We start from the raw sequence: 24,917 nt of genomic DNA on the forward strand, positions 1-24,917 counted from the left end.
AGGAACAATGGTGAAAACGATCGAGACCAATGTCGTCGGCGGTGCCGAACGCGATTTCGAGTGTCAGTTGGCAATGAGCGATCAGTTCCGGATCCTGACGGAGTTTGCCGAGCATGCCGGTTGGTCCTGGGACGAAATAGCCGTGGCCTTGCTCGAATTGACCGATGAGTATGTCGCGGCCATGCGCACGCCCTTGCGACCCGCCATGGCATGCACGAAATTCGCTCCGAAAAGCAATACGCGGCACTGAGTTCGACATACTTGCTTGCACCGGAGCTTTCAGAACGGCACGTGCTAACGGTAATCGCGTCGCGACCGAGCGGCGCCCTTGGATGGAAGGGCTGGCGACCAGCGCATAGTACTTAGGTACGATGACTGATACCTATTTCAAAGCAGCCGACACCCGCGGCGTACTTCCTTTTTCATCCGCAACACCCCAATTTGATCGTATTCCGCAGCCGCCCTTTGTAGTAGTCTCTAATATATTGATTGCTGTAGTGTAAGCGTGTTTTGCGACGATTTTTAGCGGAGAGCCTCCGTCAAGTTAATGCGTCGGTAAGCTCTCCAAGTATTAACCGAAGTAGTTTTCAAGGCCTGGTAGCGCAACCCTGAGGGAATTATCGCCGCGCATGGCTTGAATATTTACGGGTCGGGGAGCAATGTAATTATGATCTTAAAAAAATCGAATGGAAAGCAATTATCTAACGATACCGTGCACTTGTCCGGCGAACATTTCGAAACTGCCGGGGTGCGCCAAGAGGCATCAGCACAGCAGGAACACTTGCTGGTTATCATCGACGGTCGTGCGCTTGACCGGCAATGCTTGGCACAAAGCATTGTCGCCCACAAGGCGGAGATTCGTGTGCTGGCCCTTGGATCAATCGAGGAATGGCGGCAGCGACACAGTCATTGGCCTAAACTGTCTGCGATCCTCTTGAATATCGGCGGCAGAAAGGCATCTGAACCGACCGTCGCCGAAGAAATTCGCAGATTGTCGTCGGAATTCGAGCCGGCGCCGGTTATCGTCCTGGCAGACACGGACGAGCTTGGCCAAATCATGAAGGCGCTTGAATGTGGCGCGAAGGGCTACATCCCTTCCTCCGTCAGCGTTGATGTGTGCATAGAGGCTGTCTACCTTGCCTTGGCCGGCGGCATCTTCGTGCCGGCCAGCAGTGTATTCGCCATGCGTCAGTTGCTGGAGACAAGCAATACGGCCGCGCGGCCGCTTGCCGGCATGTTCACGGCCCGCCAGGCGGAAGTGGTTGAAGCTCTGCGACGTGGAAAGGCCAACAAGATCATCGCGTATGAACTCAACCTGCGTGAAAGCACCGTCAAGGTTCATATCCGCAACATCATGAAGAAGATCAAGGCGACGAACAGAACAGAAGTCGCCTACAAGATAAACGATCTCTTCCCCGGTGATCCTTCGGCAGACGGCTCCAGCCAACGACAGCGCTGAAGAGATGTGTGGTGGGGTGTCAAGCTTCGCAGGAGACCAAAAGCGAAAGTCTATGGTCTCTTGCGTTTAGAGTTGCCGTAAAGCGGTTCCGGAAGCACATCGCTTGCATAAGCAAAGGCTTCCGTCTATTGTAGGCGTATAGGTAATTCTGCGTATGCGCGTAAGGATACGATGGTATCCGACCGGCGCTGAATGCGAAAAACGCACTGGAAATGCAGGCAATACTCACCTGCAGTGCGGCAGCATACTAAAAATTTCCTTTCAATATCATTCTTAGATCAGTCTGGCTCACGCCCTGCCGTGAGCCGTCGGCGGTTGCGAAAATCTGGCGCCTGCAGGCGATCTCATCCCGCAAGCAATACCCGCCCAAAGCATCCTGCTTGATAGAACCGTGCGCTTTTGTCGACCGAGCGTCCCTTGCTTCAAATCTCACTTCTCCTGCTGATCGCGTCGATCTGGTTTCCGGGCGCCACACGGATTGCCGGGACGGACGGTTCGCTGTCGTTCTTGCTGGCGCTGTTTTGCGCAGTCGTCGGCGTGGCATCTTATGGTGAGCTCGGAAAACGTATTCACCGCACCGAAGCGACCTTGGCGACCGCATTGCTCATCACCGCCGCCTTGATCATCATTCTGTCCCTTCTGTCGATGCTGCATGCCGACAATCCGATGCGGGCCATGCGGGCGATCTTTGCGCAGATCTTCGGGTTTGCCACGATCCCGGCGATCGCGGCCATGTCGACCAGGCCGAATGGACAGGTTTTGATCGACCGGCTGGTGACGGCGATGATCGTCATGAGTGTCGCAACGGCCTGCCTCGTTGTCGTTGGCCTCGGCGGGGCTAAGTTTGCGGACCGGGCGGAAGGTTATTTCAAGCATTCAAATCAGTTGGGGATCGCGCTTTCGGCCGGGCTGCCGCTTGTGGCCGCGCGATTGGTCGCGACCCGCAAACATCGAGTGCTGCTTGCCGGCTGCATGATCGCGGTTCTTCTCGGTCTGGTGAAATCAGGCTCCAAGACCAATTTTGTCGTCGGCGTCGCTGGGCTCGGACTGTTCTTTGCCTTGTATGCGATCTACCTCGCGGTCAGAAGGCAGCGGCCATTGACGGTGATTGCCGGCGTGATCGCAGCACCACTGGTGCTGCAGACGGCGCTCATCATTCTGCAATCTCTCAATCCGCGGGCATACCGGCTGTTGATGACCCAGATGTCCGGTGGCGAGGCCCATTCCATGGTATCGCGCGAGCGGCTTTGGACCATCTCGATCAACCTCGGTCTCGCACATCCGTTCACAGGCGTCGGCGCAGGACAGCCGATCGGCGATATCGCGCCCCATAGCCACAACCTGTTCATCGAATATTTTCGCACCCTCGGCGTGCCCGGCGTCGGACTGATCACCGTCATGGTATTGGTCGTTGCGATATTCCTTGTCAGTGCCGTGGTTCCCACTTTGATGGGACACGGCAGAAGCAGGTACGCGACCAACACCAATGTCATGTTGCTCGGGTCGGCGGTCTGTGTCTGGAACTATCTGGTCGCGAACCAGATGAGCGACTCTTTTGGCCCCTCGACCGCGCCATTCTTCTGGATCCCGCTGGCGCTGCTGGTTGCCTATCGCAGCATGCAGCGATCGCTGGCGCCAGAGCCTGAACCGAGCCGCGTGATTTACGCCGGGGCCATGCCGCCCGCGGTGCGGACGTTGGAGATATGAGGGCGACCGCCGTGGATCCGGAAAGCGTCGGTGGGTACCCGCTGCCGTCGGGAATTCGTTTCATCGAGTTCTTCGGCCTTCCCGGTATCGGGAAGACCACGGCGTCCCGCCTCCTGGCGGAACGGTTGCGATGCACCGGTGCCGTCGTCGACGAAAAGAGAGTGACATGGGAAGACAAGGCGCTCGTTGCACGGCAGTTCAGTCGCATGAACCTCGTTCTGCCAAGACTGCGCAACAGTGACTTTCGCTCGATGGCCACGCGCATGGCAAAGTTCGTTGCCGAAGACGGACAGGAGGCGCCTGTCGATATCATGCGCTGGACCTGGTGCCTCTGGTCGGTTGCCGCCTACGTGGCCGAGGAGCGCTCGAAGGGGGCCAATGTCACGGTCCTTGACCAGGGACTGCTGCAGGGGTTCTGGTCGGTTTTGCTGAGGAGCCGTCATAGAGGCACCTCCGAGCATTGGCTGGATGTCATGGCCGCCATCGGGCTCGACGACATTGTCTTTGTCGACTTGCGCGGTGACATCGATCTTGCCCGAAATCGCATTCGAAGCCGGGACGATCGCGCTTCTCGCCTTCAGCGTGAAACGCCGACGGGCGAGGGGGCTCTCTGGAGCAAGGCGGAGCGCGCCTATTGCACGATTGCCGCCGACCTTTGGAGGCTACAGAACGCATCACACACCCTGCCCATGCTCGCGGTCGTGGATATGACCGCCTCGGTATCGCCCGAGGAGGTAGCGGACAAGACGCTGCAAGCCGTGCTTTTGGCCTATGAGCGCAGGCACAATTCCATCGAACCGAGGAACCACTGACCGTGAAAATCAATCGCCGGTCCTTCATGCGCCTTGCTGGCGCCGGTCCCGCCCTTGTGTTGTTGGCCGGGTCAGGGGCCACAAGTGAACGGCGGGCTTTAGTCAATGAAGACGATCTGGAAGGTACGCGGATCGTGCTGAGCGGCGAATACGGCTATGCACAGAAGACCATTCGCGACCTCCCGCCCGAAACCACGGTCGATGCCACACGGGCGCTCTTCACTGTTGCCAACAGCCGAAACACCGCTCCGAATGCAGTCCTCGGCTGCGACATCGGTATGCGGCCGGTCAATCCCTATCCGATCGTTCTTCGCAATTGCCCCAGCGTTCATTTCGTCGGCGGGCGCATCAATGGTGAAGTGCCGCTTCAGTCGGACTGGGCGAACACCTACTGCAACAGTGCCGGCCTGCTCGTCAAAGAGGGAACGACGCGGCCAACAATCGAAGGTGTGCGGGCGCGCCGGTGCTGGGATGGCATCCGTCTCACCGACCAAGCGAACGGCTTCCTCCTCAAAGGCTGCTGGCTCAGCGAGATCCGGGACGATGCGGTGGAGGATGACTACCTGCTCGGGGGCACCATCGAGGATTGCCTGTTCGATGGCTGCTTTTCGGGAATAAGTCTCGACCCTGCTTCGAATGATCGTGACGGGAGCGACCAAGTCGTTGCGATTGACCGCTCCTTGATCCGGATGCAGGCCTTCCTGGCCAAGGGTGACATTACGCACCAATCCCCCGTCAAAGCCTCGGACGTCTCTCCGAAGCTGAAAATCACGGATACGGTTTTCGCCTTCTCGTCCGCGCAGATGCGGGGATTCCGGCGGCTGGAACGCACCTGGCAAAGGATGTTCGAAAGCCACGGCAACACGCTTCTGTGGCTTCCTGATGATCCGATCCCGCCGGAGCTGCCGCTTCCGCCCCAAAGCTTTTCTCTGCTGACCGGCAAGGATGCCCGCGACTACTGGAACAAGGCGCGCGGACAGTGGATCAGCGCCCACCAGGACATTCCCCGCTTTGCCGATGACGAGCTGTGACGGATGCAGTCCGCATGCCCGAGATGCGCCAGATCGAGCGCGAGAAAAGCGCACTTGAGACCTTCAACGCATTGAACCGACCGAAGGTGAAAGCCATGAAAGCAAGACAAGTCGAGCTGCTGTGCACTCTGGGTCCCGCATCCCTCAATGACAGGGTGATCCATTGGTTGGAGCGGACAGGCACTTCGCTGCTGCGCCTCAATCTTTCACACACGAAGGTTGAGGACATCGAGCGGATCATTGGCTACATCAAGCAGCGGACATCTGTGCCGCTTTGCCTGGATACGGAAGGCGCCCAGGTGCGCACCGGCCCATTTGCCGACGGCAAGGTGATGGTGCGAGAAAATCGGTTCCTGACGGCGCATGCCCGGCCGGTTACGGGAAACCAGTCCGCCATCAGTCTCTACCCGGCCTATATCGTCAACAAGCTCGAAGTCGGCGATTTCGTCAGCATCGATTTCAATGCGGTCCTGTCCCAGGTTGTCGAGAAGCGCGACGACGAAGTCGTCCTTCGGGTTTTGAACGGTGGGGAGATCGGGCAGAACAAGGCGGTAACGGTCCAGCGGACGATCGAGATGCCGCCGCTCACCGACAAGGACATCGCCGCGATCGCCATCGGTCGCCGGATGGGAATTCGCCACTTTGCGCTGTCCTTCGCTCACCGCGCCTCTGACGTCGACGTGGTCCGCGCCCATGCCGGCAGCGACGCGACGATCATTTCTAAGATCGAGTGCCTCAGTGGACTGCGCCATCTGGCGGCCATCGCCGAAAAATCTCAAGCCATCCTCATCGACCGCGGCGACCTCTCCCGCGAAGTTCCGATCGAGCAGATCCCGGCAATCCAGAAGATGATCATCAGCCAGGCAAAGGCGCATGGCGCGAAAGCCTATGTCGCAACGAACCTGCTGGAATCGATGACCAGTGCGCCGACACCCACCCGCGCCGAAGTCAACGACATCTACAACACGCTGGCGGATGGAGCCGATGGCCTCGTACTGGCGGCCGAGACCGCGATCGGTCAGTATCCGGTCAATTGCGCGCGGATGGTGGCAAAGGTTGCCCAGCAATTCCTGCGGAACACGAACAATGGCGGCCGTCCCATCCGCGTGCGCCCATCCGCCCTGATGCCGGGTGTCGAGCCGCATGGCGGGCGCCTCGTCTGTCAGGCGCCGGGCCCGGCCGAAATCCCCGACATCAAGCTTTTGCCGACGATCACGGTCCCAGACGAAGAATTGACCGACGTCGAGCAGATTTGCCGCGGCACTTTCTCGCCGCTTCGCGGCTTCATGGACAGGGCTAGCCTGGAGAGCGTTCTGGAAGAAAAGCGTCTGCCCAGCGGGCCGGTCTGGACAATGCCGGTTCTCCTCGCCGTGCCGAAAGAGACGGCCATCCGCTACGCCATGGGCGACCGGGTCCTCCTGACCGCGCAAGGAGGCGCGCCGCATTCGGTACTCGATGTATCCGAAACCTTCGAATTCCAGCCCGAGGTGCTGGCACGCAAATGGTTCGGCACGGAGTCCCGCGAGCATCCCGGTGTTGCACGCGTGCTGGCGCGCGGCGGTCATTTCCTCGCGGGCCATGTCACGCTCGTGCAGCCGTTGCTGTTGCCCTGCAGGCGATATGACCTCACCCCTTCGCAATTGCGGACGGTTTTTGCCCACAAGGGCTGGACGCGGGTCGTCGCATTCCACAGCCGCAATCTCGTCCATCGCGGTCACGAGAGGATTCAGCTGGAGGCCCTGGAACGGACTTATGCCGACGGCTTGCTGGTGAACCCGATCGTCGGGCATACCAAGCGCGGCGATTTTCTGCCGCACGTGATCCTCGACGGCTATCAGGCGATGCTGGACTACGGCATCTACCCGGCCGGAAAGGTGGTGCTGGCGAGCTTCATCACCTATCCGCGATTTGCCGGTCCCCGTGAGGCGGTGTTCACCGCGATATGCCGCAAGAACATGGGTTGCAGCCATATAATTGTCGGGCGCGATCATTCCGGCGTCGGTGACTTCTACGGCGTCAATGCCGGCCGCGAACTCTTCGGCGAGCTCGGCGACATCGGCATCGAGCCGATCTTCTTTGATGCCGTCGGCTACGACACCCAGTCCGAACGCTATGTCGACCTGAGCGCCTGCGGAACGGCCAGCCCGATCAGCGGGACGGAAATCCGACGCGCCCTCAGGGCCGGCGAAGCGTTGCCGAACTGGATGATGCGCTCCGAGGTACAAGACGTCGTTCGGGCCGAGTTGATGATGAAACGTGCACTGTTCCAGGAATAGGGCAAGACAGGGGAGGACAGACCATGCAGGGAAGGACACATCTACAGTCCGAAACGCGCCACCATCGTGTTTCGATACCGGCTGGAACGGTACTGTGGCTGCTTGGCCCCACGTCGGCGGGCAAGACGACGCTTGCGACGCGCGTCGTCGCCGATCTGAGGACGGCAGGGATTCCCGCCATCGTCTTCGATGGTGACGAAGTCCGGGGCTTCTTCGGCACGCAGCTTGGCTTTGGTCCGGAAAGCCGGCTGCAAGTCGTTTCCATTCTCGCGCATCTGGCGAACAAGGCGGCGGAGGCCGGCCTTCATGTGGTCGTCGCCGCACTGACAGCCGGCGAGGATGCGCGTGCCTATGTGCGCAAGAACGTCATAAACCTGACGACCGGTTACGTTGCCTGCTCGATCCAGGGCTGCGCGGAAAGAGACCCGAAGGGGCTTTACGGCAAGGCTATACGCGGCGAGATCGATACCCTCATCGGCTACAACAGCACCTACCGGCCACCGGCAAACCCCGACTTCATCCTTGACACGGAACTCTATTCGCTTGACGAACTCGCAGCCCGTGTCGTTGCCACCTACACCCGGATTGACGGACGTGCGTAACATCCGTAGCCGCACGGGTCGCTGCCCGGTCTCGCCGATTTTCGAGGCTGCGTCATGAGCGATTCCGAAACCGCCCGGTTCTTCCTCTCGCTGGTACTGCTGCTCATTGCAGCGCTGGCCGGCGGTCAGTTGTTCGAACGGTTGAAGATGCCGCGGGTCATCGGCGAGATTGCCGGCGGCATCGTCCTTGGCCCATCGGTGCTCGGCGCGATTTCGCCCGGGGCACATCAGTCGCTGTTTGCTGCCTTCCCGGCGCAGGCCGCCCTCTTGACGGCCTTCTATTGGTTCGGCCTCGTCCTTTTGATGTTCACGGCGGGCTTCAAGGTTCAGGCAGAAGGCGGTGGGGCTGCGGGCCGCATCGTGCTGGCGCTGGTGGTCGGTGCGCTAATGATCCCGTTCGCGCTCGGTTATGCGAGTGCCTCGTTTTTTGCCGGCACCCAGCTTGGCGATCCCTTCGCGTTCAAACTGGTGATGGGGATCGCCGCCGCCGTCACGTCGATCCCGGTCATCTCGCGCTTGTTTCTCGATCTGGGCCTGATGGGGACACCCTTCGCGCGCAACGTTATCGGTGCGGCGACGATACAGGATCTCATCCTCTGGACGATCCTTGCCGTCGCCACCGCTGTCCAGCATGGCGAGGCGGCAAGTGCTGCCGGCATCGGCCGCGTGGTCGCCATCACGCTCGGCTTCGTGCTCGCCTCACTGTTTTTCGCGCCCACAGTCGTCAGGGCGCTCCGGCGATGGATCATCGGCAAATTCAGCGAGGCGCCCTTCACCGGCTACACCATGCTGCTGTGTCTGATCTTCGTCGCCGGGGCGAGCCTTTTGAACGTGAACATCGTTTTCGCAGCGCTCGTTGCCGGTCTCGTCATGGCGCGGTTTCCCTCGCGGCATCTCGCTCCCGTCAAACAGCACATCGCCGATATCGCGATCTGGTTCTTTGTGCCGATCTACTTCGCGCTCGTGGGTCAACGGCTCAATCTCGCACAGGAGTTCGATGCCGGGCTGACAGTTCTGTTCATCGGCATGACGACGTCCATCAAGCTTGTAAGTTGTACTCTGGCCGCAAGAGCTGCCGATTGCGACTGGGCGAGGGCGCTCGATTACGGCATCTCCATGAACACGCGCGGCGGGCCGGGCATCGTGCTCGCCAGCGTGGCGCTCGCGGCTGGCATCATCGACGGCCGCATGTTCACGGCCCTTGTACTTGCCTCGATCCTGACCTCGTTCGCCACAGGCCTGTGGCTGCGTTGGCGGCTCGTGCGCAATCCCAAGGTCTTTGCCGGATTGGCCGGAACGCCGGCCGAGTGAGAGTGCGCGGCCGCCGGCGCCGCGGAGTAGGGAGGGGTACAAGGCGATGGGAGCATATTTGGGAATGCGCGGCGACGGTGCGTCCCCGCGTTTCGTCACTCAGGCACGACTTGTGCGGATCAGGGGACAGAATGTTCTGTTCAGTGCGTCGCAGCACGCGATCTTTACCCTGAACGATACGGCCGCTGACATCTGGCGCCTGTTGGAGCAGGGAAAGCAGGCGGAAGCCGGCGCGCGTGGCAACATCAACGCCCGGGATGTGCATGGACAAGTCGAAGCGGCGATAAAGGATTGGCAGCGCCTGGGCTTGATCCGGCCGCGCATCTCACCGCTCGACAGTTCCGCGCAAGGGCATGTCAGCCAGATGCTGAGCGTTGCCGGGCGCCGTATCCGAATCCTCTATCCGGTCGCTCACGCCTTTCCGACGATGGCTATCTTCAGGCATCTCGAGGCCGGGGAGGGCACTCCCGACATCGTGTTCCAGTTGGTGGAGCAAGGTGACCGGCTCCACTTGTTTCGCAACGGCGACTGGCTGCTGGCGTCGGCTCCGGACGAAATGGCGACAATATTGAAAGGGGAAATGCTGAGCGATATCCTCGGCTCCGGCACCTACGAACTGGCCCTTCACGCGGCCGCGCTCTTGAAAAATGAGCGCCTTGTCCTTCTCTGCGGCGACCCGGGAGCGGGCAAGACGACCTTGACGCTGGCGTTGGCCCATGCCGGATTCGGCTTCGCATCGGATGACGTCACACTGCTGAAAGCCGACGGGCGCTGTGTCGGTCTTCCGTTCGCGCCGGCCGTCAAATCGGGCGCATGGCCCTTACTCGCGGAGCGCTTCCCCGACCTCGATGCAACGCCGATCTTCCGTCGTCCGGACAAACGTCGCGTGCGCTACCCCGTACCAAGGACGGCCAACTCGGCGACCGCAAGACCGTGGCCGGTAGGCTCTGTCGTCCTCCTCCATCGGGATCGCGCCGCGAAGCCGAGCCTGGACAAGATCGACCCGGTGGATGTTCTGCGGGGCCTGCTTGGTGGGGCGTTTGCGCCTGGTGGTGAGTTGGGCGACACCAGTTTCGATGTGCTGGCTGGCGTCATAGGCTCGGTGAAGGCGTACCGTCTGACCTATTGCGACCTGGGTGAGGCGGTCACGCTGATTGAGCGGGCATGCGCATGAAGTCCGCCGCGAACCCACTCGACGCCCTGATCGCGGGGCTGCGCGGTCGCGTCGCTGACCGCCCGGACTGGCCGGCGGTGATGGCGCTGGCGAACCAGACCTTGCTCACGCCTGCCCTGTTTGCATCACTCGAACAGGCCGGTGCCATCGAGCACGTTCCGGATGATGTACGGGAGTACCTCCACTTCATTCGCGACTGCAATCGAGAACGCAACATGCGCCTGCGGTCGCAACTGAACGAAGCCGTCGCCGCCCTGAACGCTATTGGCGTCGCTCCGGTCCTCTTGAAGGGGGCGGTTCCGTTGTTTCTTTCCCAGACCGTCCCGGACCGAATAACCAGCGACATCGACCTGGCTGTTGCAGCGCGCGACGAGCCGTTGGCTCAAGTCTGTCTGGAAGAGCTTGGCTATGTCTGCCTCTCCGACGGTCGCGGCATGGTTCGCGACCAGGACGTGGGGGTGCTGGAGCTGCGACCGTATCGGGCGGATGGCTTTGGACGCCCGAAGCTCGTGCAGCAGGGTGAACTCCTGGTGAAAATCCCTTCTCCACAGTCGCGTGCCCTGCACTGGATCGTGCACGACCTCCTCAAGGAAGGGGATTACTGGCGCGGAAGGATAGACCTCAGGCATATGTATGACCTGGCGCAACTGGCCGAAAGCGAACCCGTCGACTGGGCTGCGCTTCGTGGGGCGCTTCAGGGCAAAAGCGCACGCAATGCCATCGAGACGCAGTTGTTGACCCTGAACCGCTTCTTCGGGACGAGCATTCCGCGTGGCTTTGGCGAGAGCCCGACGATCAGGTTCCAACATTGGAGGCGTGTCTTTGCCTCAAGTCATCCAATCCTCGGTGCGCCCTTGCGCCTGGCCGGCAACCTGTCCTGGGGCGCAAGGCGGTTTTCACGCGTCCACGACCTGGCCCGACGGGATCCAATCCATCTGGCCCGCAGAATAACGACGGTTCTCCTGAACAAAGATCTTCGCTCGAAGATTTAAAGTATTTATACGCCTAAATCGTCAATTGAATTCCAATCTACGAAATGATAATATATTCAAATAGTCAAAGTCCGCGCAAAAAAGGAAGTGTCATGTCGATAGATACTCAAAAAGGCGTAGACAAATCGCCAGAAAGACTTAATACGGAAGCGGAAGCGCGCCGGAGTTTTCTCATGAAGGCGGGGAAATTTGCTGCCGTGACCCCTCCGGCCATTACATTGTTGCTTGGCACCAGCCTGAGTTCGCGCGCCATTGCCAAATCCAGTGGATCTCACCCGAAATACAACCCGAAGCCGGGAAATGGGTGGGGCGACAAGAACCACGTTCACTACGGACCGCCGGGGCAGCTGAAGAAATTCGTGAACCTGGAGCTCGATTTTTGGAAACACAAAAAATGATGCCCAATGAGAGAGGGCGTCCGCTCTAGGACGCAGGCAATTCGTTCGAAGCCGGCAGAAATGCCGGCTTCTTGCTTTTCAAGGTTCGGAAAAAACAAAGCCGGCGCCCTGTCTGTCAGGGCACCGGCTTTTCTTCATCATTGCTTGGGTAAGCAGCAGGCGAGGGCAGTTCATTCAGACAAGCAGGCCCGCGCGGACGAAGTTGTCGTCGTGGAGCTGTTCGGCACGCACGCCGAACAATGTCAGGTGGTCCGTACTGCTGAGGTTGGCGACCACGTTCGCGCCTTGGTTCGCTGCCACCTGGCGGAACTCGCTGGCGCTGTCGATGCCGAACGCCCGCAGATCGAGGAGATCGCCCGTTGCAGCGCCGGCGCGGAAGTTCAGGATCGTGTCGTTACCGTCGCCGACCTGGAAAACGAACAGATTGTTGTTCTTGCCGCCGACCAGCGTATCGTTGCCGCGTCCGCCTGTCAGCGTTGCATTGCTTCCGAGTCCCCAGAGATAGTCGGCGCCCGTGGTGCCGTTCAGCACATAGCCGCCATTGGCGATGGTCGGGACACGGCCCGCCGGCGTTGCGATGAAGAAGGAGTCCGTGAGGGAACTGGTCGTGGTCGTCCCGTTGAAACTGGTGACGGTGTAGAACTCGATCAGCATGCCCTGATCGGTGATCGTCACAAGGCTGGCGCCGACATTGGGGACATCGCGGCCTGCGCCGCCGAGACCGGTTGTCGTGTACGGGAGCTGCAGCCCGTCTCCGTTATCGTCCCGGTTTTCTCGGTAGTAGTTGTGTTCGTGGCCGGCAAAGACTGCATTTACGCCCCAGGGCTCGAAGGGCCAGCGCATTGTGCTCGTGCTACCGCTCGGATTGTAGGCCGTGTGGTGGAAATAGGCGATGTTGAAGCTCGCATTGGATGCATCGAGCGTGGTGTGCATCCATTGGGCCTGAGCCGAGGTCGCATTGCGGCCGTCAGTTTCCTCCTTGTTGCTGTTGAGCGCAAAGAAGTGCACCGGGCCGATCTGGAAGTCGTAATACCGCTCGTTGTCCGGAAGCGTGAAGTAGTTCAGGTAATTGGTGAAATTGTTCTCGTTGTATTCGTGGTTGCCAAGCACGGGGAAGAATCGATTGATGGCACTTCCAGTCCCATAGGCGCCTTGGTAATTGCCGATGTAGTCGTGGTACTGCTGGCCGATGGCTCCGTCCATTGTCTGGGGTGCATAGACGTTGTCGCCGACGGTGAGGGCAAAATCGACATTCCAGCCATGAATGAGCGCGGCGACGGCCTTCTCGCCATTGAGGCTGGTGTCGCCGAAATCGCCGAACACCGCGAAGCGATAAAGCGTCTGCGGTCCAGCTTGGGCCGCAACACTGACGGTATAGTCGTGTGACGCCGTGCTTCCATCGGATGATGTTGCCGTCACATGAAGGGCGATCGACGGTTCGGTCTGGGCATTGAGGGTGCCCGTAGCCGAGCGGGTGATGACGCCGTTGTTATCGATCGCAAATCGATTGTCGTTGAGACTGTAGGTGATCGTCGAGCCGGCGTCGGGATCTCTCGCCGAAGCGGTGATGCCGACCCGGGTACCCGCGGCCGCGCTCTGGACGATCCGGTTGTTGGCCGTATCGGTGTCGGCCGGATCGTTGAAGGCGACCGGCTCGGGGCTATTGAGAATGCCGAGGGTGTAGGTCTGGGTGGCTGTGCTGCGGTCGGACGAGGTTGCCGTCACTGTCAGCGTGATCGAATTCTGGGTTTCGAAGTCGAGGGTCCCGGTGCCGGAGCGGGTGATGACCCCGTTCGAGCCGATGGAGAAGCGTGGGTCGTCGATGCTGTAGGTGACGGTGGAGCCGGCGTCAGGATCCGTGGCCGAAGCGGTTATGCCGATGGCTGTTCCGGCGGCAGCCAGCTCGGCGATCTGGTTAGCGGCGGGATCGGCATCCGGCGGTGTGTTGAAGGCGACCGGTGCACTCGCCGGCGGCACGTAGTACTCGATATGCAGAAGCGGAGCCGCCGCTGCGTTGCTGTCAAAGGCCCTTGCGGTGCGTGTGCCGGTGCCGGTGACAAGAAGCACCATATCGTTAAGTGCTGCCCAGCCGCCACGATCCACGATTTCCTGGACGATCGCCTTCAGGTCCGGCGTGCGCTGTGCAAGGCCGGCCTCACCGCGTACCGTCCAGTCCGCCGGCGCCCAGGCGACCGATGCGTCCGTTGTCACGCGGGACGAAACATTGAACTGAGCAGTTGTGAAGGCAGCCGCATCGTCCACATCCTGCCCGCGGATCATCAGCGATACTGTCCCCGTGCTCACCTGGTCCACGGTAAACTGGATGTAGGCATTGGTGATGATCGCGCCCTTGGGAATGTCGATGCCGGTGAAGCGCATGCCGACGGTCTGGACCTTGGCGCCATCGACAGTCAGTTCCAGGTCGCTACTCGTGGCAGAGACCGAGCCCGAGGCAGCCTCTTCGACATCGTCGAGGCTAGCGATGACCCGCTTCTCGAAGATCAAGCTGTTGGTGGCGGGTGGACTGGTGATGATCGTGTAGTCGTGGGTGGCGGTGCTGCCATCGGACGAAGTTGCCGTGACGCGCAGCGTGATCGTCGGTTCATTCTGGGCATTGAGCGTGCCGATCGCAGAACGCGTGATGACGCCGTTGCCGTCGATGGCGAAACGCGGATCGTTGACGCCATAGGTCACCGTCGAGCCCGCATCCGGATCGCGCGCCGAAGCGGTAATTCCGACCCTGGTGCCGGCGGCAGCATTTTGAGCAATCCTGTCGGCGGTTGTGTCACTGTCGGCCGGACTGCCGAAGGCGACCGGTTCCTGGCTGTTGAGAATATTGACCGTGAAGATCTGGTTTGCCTTGCTCAGATCCGTGGATGTGGCCGTCACCGTCAGGGTGATCGAGGTCTGTGTTTCGAAATCCAGTGTGCCAACGCCCGATCGCGTGATGACACCGTTTGTGTCAATGGCAAAGCGTACATCGTTGATGCTGTAGGTGACGGTGTCTCCGGGGGTGGGATCGGACGCAGAAGCCGTGATACCGATCGCCGTGCCGGCTGCCGCAAGCTCGGCGATCTGGTTGGCGGCGGGATTGGTGTCCGCCGGCGTATTGAAGACGACCGGCTCGCCGGTGGTCGGTAGGCTGTATTCGATGTGCAGCAGCGGGGCTGCCGTCGGGCTACCATCATAGGCTCGCGCTGTGCGCGTACCGCTGCCGCTGATCAGGAACACCATGCCGTTGAGCGCCGCCCAACCGTCGCGGCTGACGATCTCCTGAATGATCGCGCTGAGATCGGGCGTGCGTTGTGCCGCGCCGGCCGCTCCGCGCGTCGCCCAATCCGCAGGGGTCCAGGCAACGGATGCGTCGGTTGTCGGCCGCGAGGTGACGTTGAACTTTGCGGTGGTGAAAGCCGCCGAGTCGTCCGCGTCCTGGCCGCGAATGAGCAGCGAGATCGTCCCCACGCTCACCTCATCGACGGTGAACTGGATATAGGCATTGGTGATGATGGCGCCCTTGGGGATGTCGATCCCGGCGAAGCGGATCCCGACGGTCTGGCCGACGCCGCCATCAATGGTCAGCTCGAGATCGCTGCTGTTCAAGGACATCGAGCCGGTCGAACGTTCCTCCGCGTCGTCTGCGCTCGAGGCGACCCTCGTCTCGAATGGTGGAGCGACTGTGAGCGCCGCGACTGCGGCATTATTCGGCGCGGCCGCGCTGCTTTCGGCCACGCGCGCCGTTGGTTCCGCTACGGATATGCCGGGCTGCCGGAGCCCGCTGGTCTGCGAGTTGTTGTCGAGCCTGTCAGCATTTGAGGACCTTTGGACGCCGGACGAACCTTGATCGTCATTGGCCGCAACGACGGAAGAGCGATCGGCGCGGGTCAGCGAAGAAGAAGCGCCCCAGCTCCCGTCCAGATCGAAAAGCGATCGCGGCAGCGCCGCTTTCAAATGAATGAATCCGATCGGGACCGCCGCAAGCTCGTCAAAGGTGTAATTGCCGTTGACGTCGAAACCCAGCGCGAAGTCGATCGCGAGCAGTTTGGGGTCGTCCAGGCCGGACGGAATGCGGGACAGTTTGGCCATGTCCAATCTCCTTTCCACGGCTTGCGGACAGCAGGAGCCCACCGCGCGGGCCGGTGCTTCTACGTCCGTCGGGGGTCGGTTTCGGGAGCCGGTCGGTAACAGGATACAACCGACGAAACGGCCCCGTTGGCCGGGGCCATTTCGTCGGCCGAAAACGGCAGACCCAGTCGGTTCACTCAGACAAGAAGTCCTGTGCGGACGAAATTGTCGTCATGAAGCTGTTCTGCGTGGAGGCCCAGCAGCGTCAGATGGTCGGTACTGTTGAGGTTGGCCACCACGTTTGCGCCCTGGTTCGATGCCACCTGAAGGAATTTGGCGGCGCTATCGATACCGTAGTCACGCAAGTCGAGCACGTCGCCGGTGTGGGCTCCGGCGCGGAAGTTCATGATCGTGTCGTTGCCGTCGCCGGTGTGGAACACGAAGAGGTTGTTGTTCTTGCCGCCGACCAGCGTGTCGTTGCCGCGCCCGCCCGTGAGCGTCGCATTGCTTCCGAGACCCCAGAGATAGTCGGCACCACTCGTGCCGTTCAGCGCATAGCTGCCGTTGGTAATGGTCGCAGTGCGGCCCGTTGGCGTCGGGATGAAGTAGCTATCCGTGAGCGAACTGGTCGTGGTCGTCCCGTTGAAACTGGTGACCTTGTAGAATTCCAGCAGCATGCCCTGATCGGTGATCGTCACAAGGCTCGCACCGACATTGGGGACGTCGCGACCTGATCCGCCGAGACCGGTGGTCGTGTAGGGAAGCTGCAGGCCATCTCCGTTATCGTCCCGGTTTTCACGATAGTAGTTGTGCTGGTGGCCGGCAAACACCGCATTTACGCCCCACGGTTCGTATTGCCACTGCATGGTGGTTGTACTGCCGCTAGGATTGTAGGCCGTGTGATGGAAGTAGGCGACGTTGAAGCTCGCATTGGATGCATCGAGCGTGGAGTGCATCCATTGGGCCTGGACCGACGTTCCACTGCGGCCATCGGTTTCCTGCTTGTTGCTGTTGAGTGCGAAGAAGTGCACCGGCCCCACCTGGTAGTCGTAGTACCGCTCGTTGTCCGGCAGCGTGAAGTAATTCAGGTAATTCTGGAAGTTACCGTCGTCATATTCATGATTGCCGAGGACGGGGAAGAAGCGGTTGATGGCGCTGCCGGCCCCATAGGCGCCTTGGTAGTTGCCGATATAGTCGTGATACTGCTGGCCGATGGCTGCATCCATCGTCTGCGGCGCGTAGGTGTTGTCACCGACTGCAAGGATGAAATCGACGTTCCAGCCGTGAACCATCGCCGACACGGCCTTTTCACCATTGAGATTGGAATCGCCGAAATCGCCGAACACCGCGAAGCGATACAAGGTCTGCGGTCCCGTCGGCGCAGTGACGCTGACGGAATAGTCGTGCGTGGCCGTGCTTCCATCGGACGATGTCGCCGTCACATGAAGGGCGATCGACGGCTCGGTCTGAGCATTGAGGGTGCCCGTGGCCGAACGGGTGATGACGCCATTGTTGTCGATGGCGAAGCGATTGTCGTTGAGGCTGTAGGTGATGGTCGAGCCGGCATCCGGATCGCTTGCCGAGGCGGTGATGCCGACTTTGGTGCCGGCTGCAGCATTCTGGACGATCCGGTCGGTGGCTGTATCCGCATCGGCCGGTGTTCTGAAGGCGACCGGCTCGGGGCTATCGAGAATGCCGAGAGTGTAGGTCTGGGTGGCCGTACTCTGGTCAGACGACGTTGCCGTCACCGTCAGCGTGATCGAGGTCTGGGTTTCGAAGTCGAGCGTGCCCGCGCCCGACCGGGTGATGACGCCGTTGCTGTCGATGGCGAAGCGCGTATCGTTGAGACTGTAGCTGACCGTCGAGCCCGCGTCGGGGTCACTCGCGGAAGCGGTGATCCCGACCTTGGTACCGGCTGCCGCAAGTTCGGCAATCTGGTTGGTTGCCGGATCCGCATCGGCAGGCGCTTTGAAGGCGACCGGTTCGGGGCTGTCGAGAATGGCCAGCGAAAACGCCTGAGTGGCGGTGCTGTGGTCGGACGAAGTCGCCGTCACCGTCAACAGGATCGACGCCTGTGTCTCGAAATCGAGCGTTCCCGTGCCAGAGCGCTTGATGACGCCATTGTTATCGATGGTAAAGCGCGAGTCATCGATGCTGTAGCTGACCGTATCGGTCGCATTCGGATCCCGCGCCGATGCGGTAATGCCAACGGCGGTGCCGGCCGCCGCAAGTTCGGCGATCTGGTTGGTCGTCGCATCGGCGTCGGCGGGTGAGTTGAAGGCAACGGGCTGGGGGCTCCCGAGGACGCCGAGGGTGAAAGCCTGGCTTGCCGTACTTCCGTCCGACGACGTGGCCGTCACCGTCAGCGTGACCGATGGTTCGGTCTGGGCATTCAAGGTTCCGGTCCCGGAGCGGGTGATGACGCCATTGCTGTCAATGGCAAAGCGCGTATCGCTAAGGCTGTAGGTGACGGTCGAGCCGGCATCGGGATCGTTCGCCGAGGCGGTGATGCCGACCTTGGTGCCCGCGGCGGCGAGTTCGGCGATCTGGTTCGTCGCAGTATCGGCATCGGCCGGCGTCTTGAAGGCGATCGATTCCGGGCTGTCGAGAATGCCGACGGTAAAGGTCTGCGTGGCGGTGCTTTGATCGGATGAGGTTGCCGTCACCGTCAGCGTGATCGAGGCCTGTGTCTCGAAGTCGAGCGTGCCGGTGCTCGACCGGGTGATGACGCCGTTGCTGTCGATCGCGAAACGTTGATCGTCGATACTGTAGGTGACGGTCGAGCCGGCATCGGGGTCGCTTGCGGAAGCGGTGACACCGATCTTGGTCCCTGCCACCGCAAGTTCGGCAATCTGGTTGGTGGCCGTATCGCTGTCAGCCGGCGTGTTGAAGGCGACGGGACTGCCAGCCGACGGAACGTAGTATTCGATGTGGAGGAGGGCGGCGCCCGTGGAGCTGCCTTCATAGGACTTCGCCGTGCGCGTGCCCGTGCCAGTCAGCATGAAAGCCATGTCGTTGAGTGCCGCCCAGCCGCCGCGGTCGATAATCTCCTGGACGATCGCCTTGAGGTCCGGTGTTCGCTCGGCAAGGCCGGCTTCATTGCGTACCGTCCAGCTTGCTGCATCCCAGGCGACGGATGCGTCCGTGGTCGGGCGTGAGGAGACATTGAACTTGATGGCCGTAAAGGCTGCCGACTCGTCTGCATCTTCGCCGCGGATCAGGAACGACGCGGTTCCGGAGCTCACCTCGTCGGAGGTGAACTGGATATAGGCGTTGGTAATGACCGCACCCCGTGGAACGTCGATCCCCGTGAAGCGCAGGCCGATGGTCTGGCGGGTGGTTCCGTCGTAGCCCATATCCAGATCGTTGATGTTGGCGGAGATGGTGCCGGAACTCTTTTCCTCGATGTCATCGGCAGCGGTGGCGATCCTTGTCTCGAAAGTCGGATCGGCGGCAAGCGCGCTGATGGAGGCGGTGCTCAGCGTGGCCGCACCAGGATCAGCCTTGCTTGATGCCGGGTCCGACATGTTTGCGTTGAAGCCGTGGTGCGCTCGCTCCTGTGTATCGTCCAACGACCTCCCATTGGCTCCGGAAGCGGTCTGCGTGCTGGTCGTATCCGCAGGCAGACCCTGGGACTTGTCGTCGTCAATGGAAGAGCGGTGACCACGATTGCCGCCGAAGGCCTCCTCCCAGCTGGCGCTCAGGTCAGCCAGTGATCGCTGCACCAGCCCTTGAGGGCGCACAGTCCAGATCGAACTTCCGACATCATCATCGAACAGGTAGCCGCCATGGGCGCCAAAACTCAGTCCGAACTCGATCGAGAGCAGTTTTGGATCGTCCAGGCCAGATGGAATGCGGGACAACTTAGACATGTCCAACCTCCTTTCCGCGGCTTGCGGATAATCGGGGCCAGCCGGTGGACGCGGTCGCCCCTACGCTCATCGCGCAACCAGGGTTGCGTGATGTGGTCACTCCAGGTTTTCAGCCGAACGGCTGATTATGCACGTCGGTCTTGATCAGGCGAGCAGCCAGTGGTCCAGCCGGAACTCGTAAAGCTTGCCGTCGTTCTCGTTCGGGTTGGAGTCGTTGTCGATGCCTCTATCGACGATGTAGAGGCTCATCTGGTTGGCATCGTCGCTGCTTGGTGCGAGCGCCAGGCCGGCCACTTTGCGAGCATTGGCCGCCGAGATATCGAGTGTACCAAGTTGCTGCCCGGTCGTTGACATCATCACGACCTGCGTGCGCGACTTGACGACATAGAGCAGGTCGTGAACGGGATCATACTCGACGCAAGGATCGCCGTTGGAGAGCGTGCCGATCGCAAAACTCGTCACCACGTCGTCGCCGCCCGTGGATGCCACTCCATCGAATTTGCCGTTGGCGCCTGGGTTGATCGTGTAGATCTTCGCCGCACCGTCGGCGAGATAGAGCACACCGCGTTTCGTGTCGTAGGCCAATCCCTCAGGGTCGGAACTCCCGAAGGCGGACGTCTTGAACGAAGTCACGATGTCATCGGCCGTGTTGTACAGACCGTCCGAACCCGGGTTGAGTTCGTAGACGCTTTTCGTGCCGGTATCGTCGGAGAAATAGAGGTGCCGATTGGTTGGATTGTAGGCGACACCACTCGGTTCGTCCGAGAAACTGGTGGTGGTCATAGACCTGACCAAGGTGCCGTTCAGGCTCATTTCGAAGAGGTTCTTTCCCTGGAATATCGACATTTCATCGACTTCGCCGTCGGAAATCATCAAGGTGCCGAGATGGGAAATGTAGGTGATGCCCGACGGGTCCGGGCTCGCCGGCGACCACTGCGAGGTCAGTACGGTGTGGACAAGTGTTGCCGACGTCGGTGGGCTGGGGACGCCTGAGGTGACGTTGACGGTGTAGTCATGCAATGCGGTGCTCCCGTCCGATGACGTCGCGGTCACCGTGAGAGTGATCGAAGGCTGGGACTGGGCATTGAGTGTACCGGTGCCTGAGCGGGTAATGACCCCGCCCGTGTCAATGGCGAAACGCGTATCGTTGAGGCTATAGGTCACCGTCGAACCGGCGTCCGGGTCCGCCGCTGACGCCGTGATGCCGACCTTGGTGCCCGCAGCGGCACCCTGGGCGATCTGGTTCGTGGTCGTGTCGGCATCAGCCGGAGTCCCGAAGGCGACCGGCTCCGGGCTGTTGAGAACGTTGACGGTAAAGGTCTGGGTGGCCGTGCTGTGGTCGGACGAGGTTGCGGTCACGGTGAGGGTGATCTGGGTCTGGGTCTCGAAGTCGAGCGTCCCCGAACCCGACCGGGTGATGACCCCGGTCGCCGCGTCGATCGCAAAACGGGTATCGTTTATGCTGTAGCTCACTGTGTCGCCAGCGTCGGGATCGCTGGCCGAAGCCGTAATGCCGATGGCCGCTCCGACGACCGCCAGTTCCGCAATCTGGTTGGCCGCGGGATTGGCATCTATCGGGTTGTTGAAGGCCACAGGCGAGCCTGCTGCCGGCACGTAGTATTCGAGATGCAGCAGCGGTGCCGCCGCAGCGTTGCCGTCGAACGATTTGGCAGTGCGCGTGCCGGTCGTCCCGGTGATCACGAATGCTATGTCATTCAGTGCCGCCCAGCCGTCGCGATCGATAATTTCCTGAATGATCGCCTTGAGGTCAGGTGTACGTTGGCCGGCTCCGGCCTCGCCCCGTATCGTCCAGTCCGCTGGTGTCCAGCCGACCGACGCATCCGTGATCGGTCGTGATGAGACATCGAACTTCGTGGTGGTGAAAGCCGCCGCGTCGTCGGAGTCCTGACCACGGATCAGCAGCGATATTGCTCCGGTGCTCACTTCGTCGGTGGTGAACTGGATATAGGCATTGGTGATAATGGCGCCTTTGGGGATGTCTATGCCGGCGAAGCGGAGCCCGACTGTTTGACGCGTGCTGCCGTCAAAGCCGAGTTCGAGATCGTTGATGTTGCCCGAGATCGACCCTGAGGCCTTTTCCTCGGCGTCGTCGGCGGCGCCAGACACGCGGCTTTCGATCGTCGTCGAAACGGCAAGGCTCTGCACGCTCATCGTCGTGGCCGCTTCTGCGTCGCTGCTGGCCGCAAAGGCAGGCGATGCGCCGGTTGTGTTCTGGCGCGCCAATCCCGTTTCGGTTGGCGCCGTTGCCCCGCCGGTACCACCGTCTTGCTGCCCTGCGTTGCGTTGCGGATCGAGGCCTAAGGGCCAGAGGCCCCAGTTGCCGTTGCCTTCGAACGAGACGGTCGCGCGCAGAACGTTCTGGATGAATGGGGCCAGTGCCGCGTTTGCTGCGGGGATGCCGGTCAGTGCCAGTGATCCGTCATCGGCCAATCCGTCGCCCATAAGGCCGTAGTCGAAATCGACATCTGCCAAGAGCTGTTTGACGCTAGGAAACCGAGCCAAGCTGGTCATGTCGTATCTCCTTTACCGAGGCCGCCTCTTCAGCCAGCCTTTGCAGGTCCGCGATGGTTCGGTGCCCGTCAAAGGACGAGCACCCTTGGTTAAAGCCGAAACCCGCGTCTGAAGGAGGGGCGCCGCTGGGAAGGACGGCGTCGCTCGATCGGATCGCGGGACGGAACTTGAAACACACATGCATCGTCGGTCGGACGAGACCGACGAATGGTCGGGAGGCTACCCCCTATCCCGGGCGACTGCGCCGCAGCCAAGCGGGCGCCAGCCCGGCGACCAGGCGAAGCATCGACTGCCCGTCCCGTCCAAGAAACAGCGACGGCAGCAGCCAGCATGACAACAACGCCGCCACACCGGCGGCAATCGCGACATTGAAAAGGAGGACGAGCGGCGTCACGTGGATCTGGCGCAATTGATCGGCGGCAATCCAGGCACTCGCGCCAACCACGCCTGCAAGTGCGAAAGCTGGTACATGCGCGGCGATGAACTCCGACCACGTGATGCCGGTGACGCGCAGGCTCAGATGCGCCATCAGTATAAAGTTGGTCATGACGGCCAGGACAACGCCGGTTGCCACTCCCGTCACACCCCAGAAACGTCCGAGAAAAGCGCCGATCGCCACTGCCGCCACGAAGATCGCCTGCCGCCATGCCCTTGCGTAAACGACACCGGTCGCCCGCGAAATGGAGTCACTGAGCTTGTAGCTTGTGCGGAACAACATGCCGACGGCCAGGATCTGGAGGGGAGCGACGACGGCGTCCCACCCTTTGCCGAGCAGGACCTGGACGAGCTCAGGCGCTGCGATCGCGACGACGAGGCTTGCCGGCAATACCACCAGAGCGCAGGCCGCAACTGCGCTGCGATAAGCGCGGGCAAGGCGGGCGGGCTCCTGTTGCACGAGCGCCATCGTTGGAAACAGGACACGGTCGAGAATCTGGCCAATGATGACTGCCGGTGTGGTCATCAGCTGCGAGGAGAGTGAATAGATACCCAGCGCCGACGCTCCAAGCCAACGGCCGACGATGAGCTTGTCGACTTGGGTTGCGAGATAATTGCACACTCTGGCAATGGTGAATCCGCCGCCGAAATAGAGCAGTTCGCCGATTGCGCGCCGCTCCAGCAAAGGGCGTTTCGGATGCGGCTGGCCGGCGAGCAACACAATCGTGCGAAGCAGATTTTGCGTCATCAGTGCCCCGACGAGCGCCCAAATCCCAAAGCCTGCCAAGGCAAAGATCGGCCCCGCGACCACGAAGCCGATCGCAAAGCTTACCGCGTCGACGGCGGCCAGCCATTCGAACCGCAGCGCTCGCTGGGCAACGGCCTGTGCCACGAGTGCGACGCCCTGGCAAATGAAGACCACGCTGGTGGCGCGCACGATCGGGGCGAGATCGGCAAGTCGCATGGCATGTGCGATTGCCGGCGCCCCCAGCCAGACCAGTACGGCGATCAGCAGGCTGAGGATCAGCGACAAGGTGAAGCCGACCCGCAGGTGACGGTCGTCGAGCTCGGGCCGCTGCACGATTGCCGGTGCGACACCGAGGTTCTCGAAAATGGTCGCCAGCTTGATGATGACGAGCGCTGCGGCATAAAGCCCGAATTCATTGGGAGAAAGCAGCCGGGCGAGTACGAGGAGCGCGACGGCTTCCGCCACCGCGAGCGCCCCCATGGACAAACCCGTCCAGAACATGCCCACAACACTACGCTTTGCCAGACCCTGTCGGATGTTACTCACGCCTTGCACTCCTCGGGCGAACGAGCTTCACACACTGCTCTTGCGGCGCTCCCTCATTGAAGGGGAGGCGGGATTTCGTAGCCGTATACGCGCATTTCCTCCTCGACCTCCGGGAGGATCGCCCGCAGTTCTTCGCGACCGAAGCGAAGCCATTTCTCCTGGCGGGTGGGGTCGACCATCTCCTTGGCGGCACGAAGGATATCGTCACTGCAGCCGAGCCCGCAGTGTGCGTAAATGCGGCGCAAGGTCGTCTCGGTGTCCTGCATCAGGTCCTCGTAGCGACAAGTGAGCACCCGGCCTTCTCCGAGCTTGGAAAGATCCTCCCGGGCCCGGCGGTTGCACTGCGCCCATTGGCGCGCAATCACTGTCAGCTTGTCGTGTTCCTTCAGATCCTGATCGATCCCCTCGTACTTCGGGCCGTAGACCGGGGCGTACTTCCTCCGCAGTATCTTCTTGACGAACATTTGGCGGATGAGCGTGCCGGCATAGTAGTGAAGCTGTGTCAGCGGAGTGGTCGAAAGCGTTCTCTTCATTCCCTTCAGCGTCTTCGTTCTCTGCCATTTCAGTTCCATGGAACTGATGTAGGAGAACGGATTTCTCGAGATGAAAAGGAAAGTCGCCTCCGGGAAAATCTCGTGCACATAGGACGTGCGAAGGACATTCGACGGGGTGTTCTCCATGATTTGGCGACCGCCGTTCTTCACCTGGAACTCCAGGAAGCGGCCGCGAATGTAGCGGATGACCTTTTCCGTCGCATCACGCTCGGTGAACACGTCGTGCTGCCTACCGGGGTCCGCGTAAAGCCACAGCGTCCGCGGTTCGTACCAGGTCACCACGTCGGGATGCAGGCCGATCAATTTCTGGGTGATCGTCGTTCCTGAGCGATAGTTGCCAATCAGGAATATCGGCGGTCTGAGCTTGGTCGCGATCACAGCAATCCTCCTTCACTGGAGAAACCGG

At 61.0% G+C, this 24,917-nt stretch carries 16 protein-coding genes; 11 read left to right on the plus strand and 5 right to left on the minus strand.

Features of this window, described 5'->3' with window-relative positions; all coding sequences use genetic code 11:
- Nucleotides 1–7: 7 nt before the first annotated feature.
- The 11 genes from AB4Z53_RS21255 to AB4Z53_RS21305 all read left to right on the plus strand — a co-directional run bounded on the left by AB4Z53_RS21255 (nucleotide 8) and on the right by AB4Z53_RS21305 (nucleotide 11,762).
- On the plus strand, nucleotides 8–250 hold the full coding sequence (locus tag AB4Z53_RS21255; RefSeq protein WP_441597610.1) for a hypothetical protein: 243 nt from the start codon (nucleotides 8–10) through the stop codon (nucleotides 248–250).
- A 417-nt stretch (nucleotides 251–667) separates the two neighbouring features.
- A complete protein-coding gene (locus AB4Z53_RS21260) occupies nucleotides 668–1,459 on the plus strand; it encodes a LuxR C-terminal-related transcriptional regulator (protein ID WP_441597611.1) in 792 nt (263 codons plus the stop codon).
- A gap of 417 nt (nucleotides 1,460–1,876) precedes the next feature.
- Nucleotides 1,877–3,166 (plus strand): O-antigen ligase family protein, encoded by a 1,290-nt coding sequence (locus tag AB4Z53_RS21265; RefSeq protein ID WP_441597612.1) that lies wholly within the window; start codon nucleotides 1,877–1,879, stop codon nucleotides 3,164–3,166.
- Complete coding sequence (locus AB4Z53_RS21270) at nucleotides 3,163–3,978, plus strand: hypothetical protein (protein WP_441597613.1); 816 nt, start codon at nucleotides 3,163–3,165, stop codon at nucleotides 3,976–3,978. Before AB4Z53_RS21265 ends, AB4Z53_RS21270 begins: the two co-directional genes overlap by 4 nt.
- A gap of 2 nt (nucleotides 3,979–3,980) precedes the next feature.
- The gene (locus AB4Z53_RS21275) at nucleotides 3,981–5,009 is read left to right on the plus strand and encodes a twin-arginine translocation signal domain-containing protein (RefSeq protein WP_441597614.1); all 1,029 of its coding nucleotides are present in this window, start codon (nucleotides 3,981–3,983) and stop codon (nucleotides 5,007–5,009) included.
- A 14-nt stretch (nucleotides 5,010–5,023) separates the two neighbouring features.
- Complete coding sequence (locus AB4Z53_RS21280; protein WP_441597615.1) at nucleotides 5,024–7,285, plus strand: pyruvate kinase; 2,262 nt, start codon at nucleotides 5,024–5,026, stop codon at nucleotides 7,283–7,285.
- A 23-nt stretch (nucleotides 7,286–7,308) separates the two neighbouring features.
- Nucleotides 7,309–7,887: an adenylyl-sulfate kinase gene (locus AB4Z53_RS21285; protein WP_441597616.1), complete on the plus strand. Its 579-nt coding sequence runs from the start codon at nucleotides 7,309–7,311 to the stop codon at nucleotides 7,885–7,887.
- Between the two features lie 54 nt (nucleotides 7,888–7,941).
- Nucleotides 7,942–9,198: a cation:proton antiporter gene (locus AB4Z53_RS21290; protein ID WP_441597617.1), complete on the plus strand. Its 1,257-nt coding sequence runs from the start codon at nucleotides 7,942–7,944 to the stop codon at nucleotides 9,196–9,198.
- Nucleotides 9,199–9,262: 64 nt separating this feature from the next.
- Nucleotides 9,263–10,372: a PqqD family peptide modification chaperone gene (locus AB4Z53_RS21295; protein ID WP_441597618.1), complete on the plus strand. Its 1,110-nt coding sequence runs from the start codon at nucleotides 9,263–9,265 to the stop codon at nucleotides 10,370–10,372.
- On the plus strand, nucleotides 10,363–11,364 hold the full coding sequence (locus tag AB4Z53_RS21300) for a nucleotidyltransferase family protein (protein WP_441597619.1): 1,002 nt from the start codon (nucleotides 10,363–10,365) through the stop codon (nucleotides 11,362–11,364). Before AB4Z53_RS21295 ends, AB4Z53_RS21300 begins: the two co-directional genes overlap by 10 nt.
- A 92-nt stretch (nucleotides 11,365–11,456) precedes the next feature.
- Nucleotides 11,457–11,762 carry a hypothetical protein gene (locus AB4Z53_RS21305; protein ID WP_291165259.1) on the plus strand — a complete coding sequence of 102 codons (306 nt, stop codon included), beginning with the start codon at nucleotides 11,457–11,459 and terminating at the stop codon, nucleotides 11,760–11,762.
- A 174-nt stretch (nucleotides 11,763–11,936) separates the two neighbouring features.
- Here AB4Z53_RS21305 and AB4Z53_RS21310 read toward each other — a convergent pair whose 3' ends face one another.
- From AB4Z53_RS21310 to AB4Z53_RS21330, 5 genes are all read right to left on the minus strand, one after another.
- Nucleotides 11,937–15,845, minus strand: a complete 3,909-nt coding sequence (locus AB4Z53_RS21310; RefSeq protein ID WP_441597620.1) for a metallophosphoesterase — start codon at nucleotides 15,843–15,845, stop codon at nucleotides 11,937–11,939.
- 176 nt (nucleotides 15,846–16,021) lie between these two features.
- Complete coding sequence (locus AB4Z53_RS21315) at nucleotides 16,022–19,696, minus strand: metallophosphoesterase (RefSeq protein ID WP_441597621.1); 3,675 nt, start codon at nucleotides 19,694–19,696, stop codon at nucleotides 16,022–16,024.
- Between the two features lie 144 nt (nucleotides 19,697–19,840).
- Nucleotides 19,841–22,228 carry an RTX toxin gene (locus AB4Z53_RS21320; RefSeq protein WP_441597622.1) on the minus strand — a complete coding sequence of 796 codons (2,388 nt, stop codon included), beginning with the start codon at nucleotides 22,226–22,228 and terminating at the stop codon, nucleotides 19,841–19,843.
- 226 nt (nucleotides 22,229–22,454) lie between these two features.
- On the minus strand, nucleotides 22,455–23,957 hold the full coding sequence (locus AB4Z53_RS21325) for a lipopolysaccharide biosynthesis protein (protein ID WP_441597623.1): 1,503 nt from the start codon (nucleotides 23,955–23,957) through the stop codon (nucleotides 22,455–22,457).
- A gap of 53 nt (nucleotides 23,958–24,010) precedes the next feature.
- Nucleotides 24,011–24,889, minus strand: a complete 879-nt coding sequence (locus AB4Z53_RS21330) for a sulfotransferase family protein (RefSeq protein ID WP_113539601.1) — start codon at nucleotides 24,887–24,889, stop codon at nucleotides 24,011–24,013.
- Between the last annotated feature and the right edge of the window lie 28 nt (nucleotides 24,890–24,917).

Source organism: Ensifer sp. 2TAB8, assembly GCF_052115125.1.
In the GTDB taxonomy this organism is placed as follows: Bacteria; Pseudomonadota; Alphaproteobacteria; order Rhizobiales; family Rhizobiaceae; genus Ensifer.

Bases quoted from the DNA above. Each gene is read 5' to 3' on its own strand.
- AB4Z53_RS21255 (WP_441597610.1), top strand. From the start codon at position 8: ATGGTGAAAACGATCGAGACCAATGTCGTCGGCGGTGCCGAACGCGAT.
- AB4Z53_RS21260 (WP_441597611.1), top strand. From the start codon at position 668: ATGATCTTAAAAAAATCGAATGGAAAGCAATTATCTAACGATACCGTG.
- AB4Z53_RS21270 (WP_441597613.1), top strand. From the start codon at position 3,163: ATGAGGGCGACCGCCGTGGATCCGGAAAGCGTCGGTGGGTACCCGCTG.
- AB4Z53_RS21280 (WP_441597615.1), top strand. From the start codon at position 5,024: ATGCCCGAGATGCGCCAGATCGAGCGCGAGAAAAGCGCACTTGAGACC.
- AB4Z53_RS21285 (WP_441597616.1), top strand. From the start codon at position 7,309: ATGCAGGGAAGGACACATCTACAGTCCGAAACGCGCCACCATCGTGTT.
- AB4Z53_RS21290 (WP_441597617.1), top strand. From the start codon at position 7,942: ATGAGCGATTCCGAAACCGCCCGGTTCTTCCTCTCGCTGGTACTGCTG.
- AB4Z53_RS21295 (WP_441597618.1), top strand. From the start codon at position 9,263: ATGCGCGGCGACGGTGCGTCCCCGCGTTTCGTCACTCAGGCACGACTT.
- AB4Z53_RS21300 (WP_441597619.1), top strand. From the start codon at position 10,363: ATGCGCATGAAGTCCGCCGCGAACCCACTCGACGCCCTGATCGCGGGG.
- AB4Z53_RS21305 (WP_291165259.1), top strand. From the start codon at position 11,457: ATGTCGATAGATACTCAAAAAGGCGTAGACAAATCGCCAGAAAGACTT.
- AB4Z53_RS21310 (WP_441597620.1), bottom strand. From the start codon at position 15,845: ATGGCCAAACTGTCCCGCATTCCGTCCGGCCTGGACGACCCCAAACTG.
- AB4Z53_RS21315 (WP_441597621.1), bottom strand. From the start codon at position 19,696: ATGTCTAAGTTGTCCCGCATTCCATCTGGCCTGGACGATCCAAAACTG.
- AB4Z53_RS21320 (WP_441597622.1), bottom strand. From the start codon at position 22,228: ATGACCAGCTTGGCTCGGTTTCCTAGCGTCAAACAGCTCTTGGCAGAT.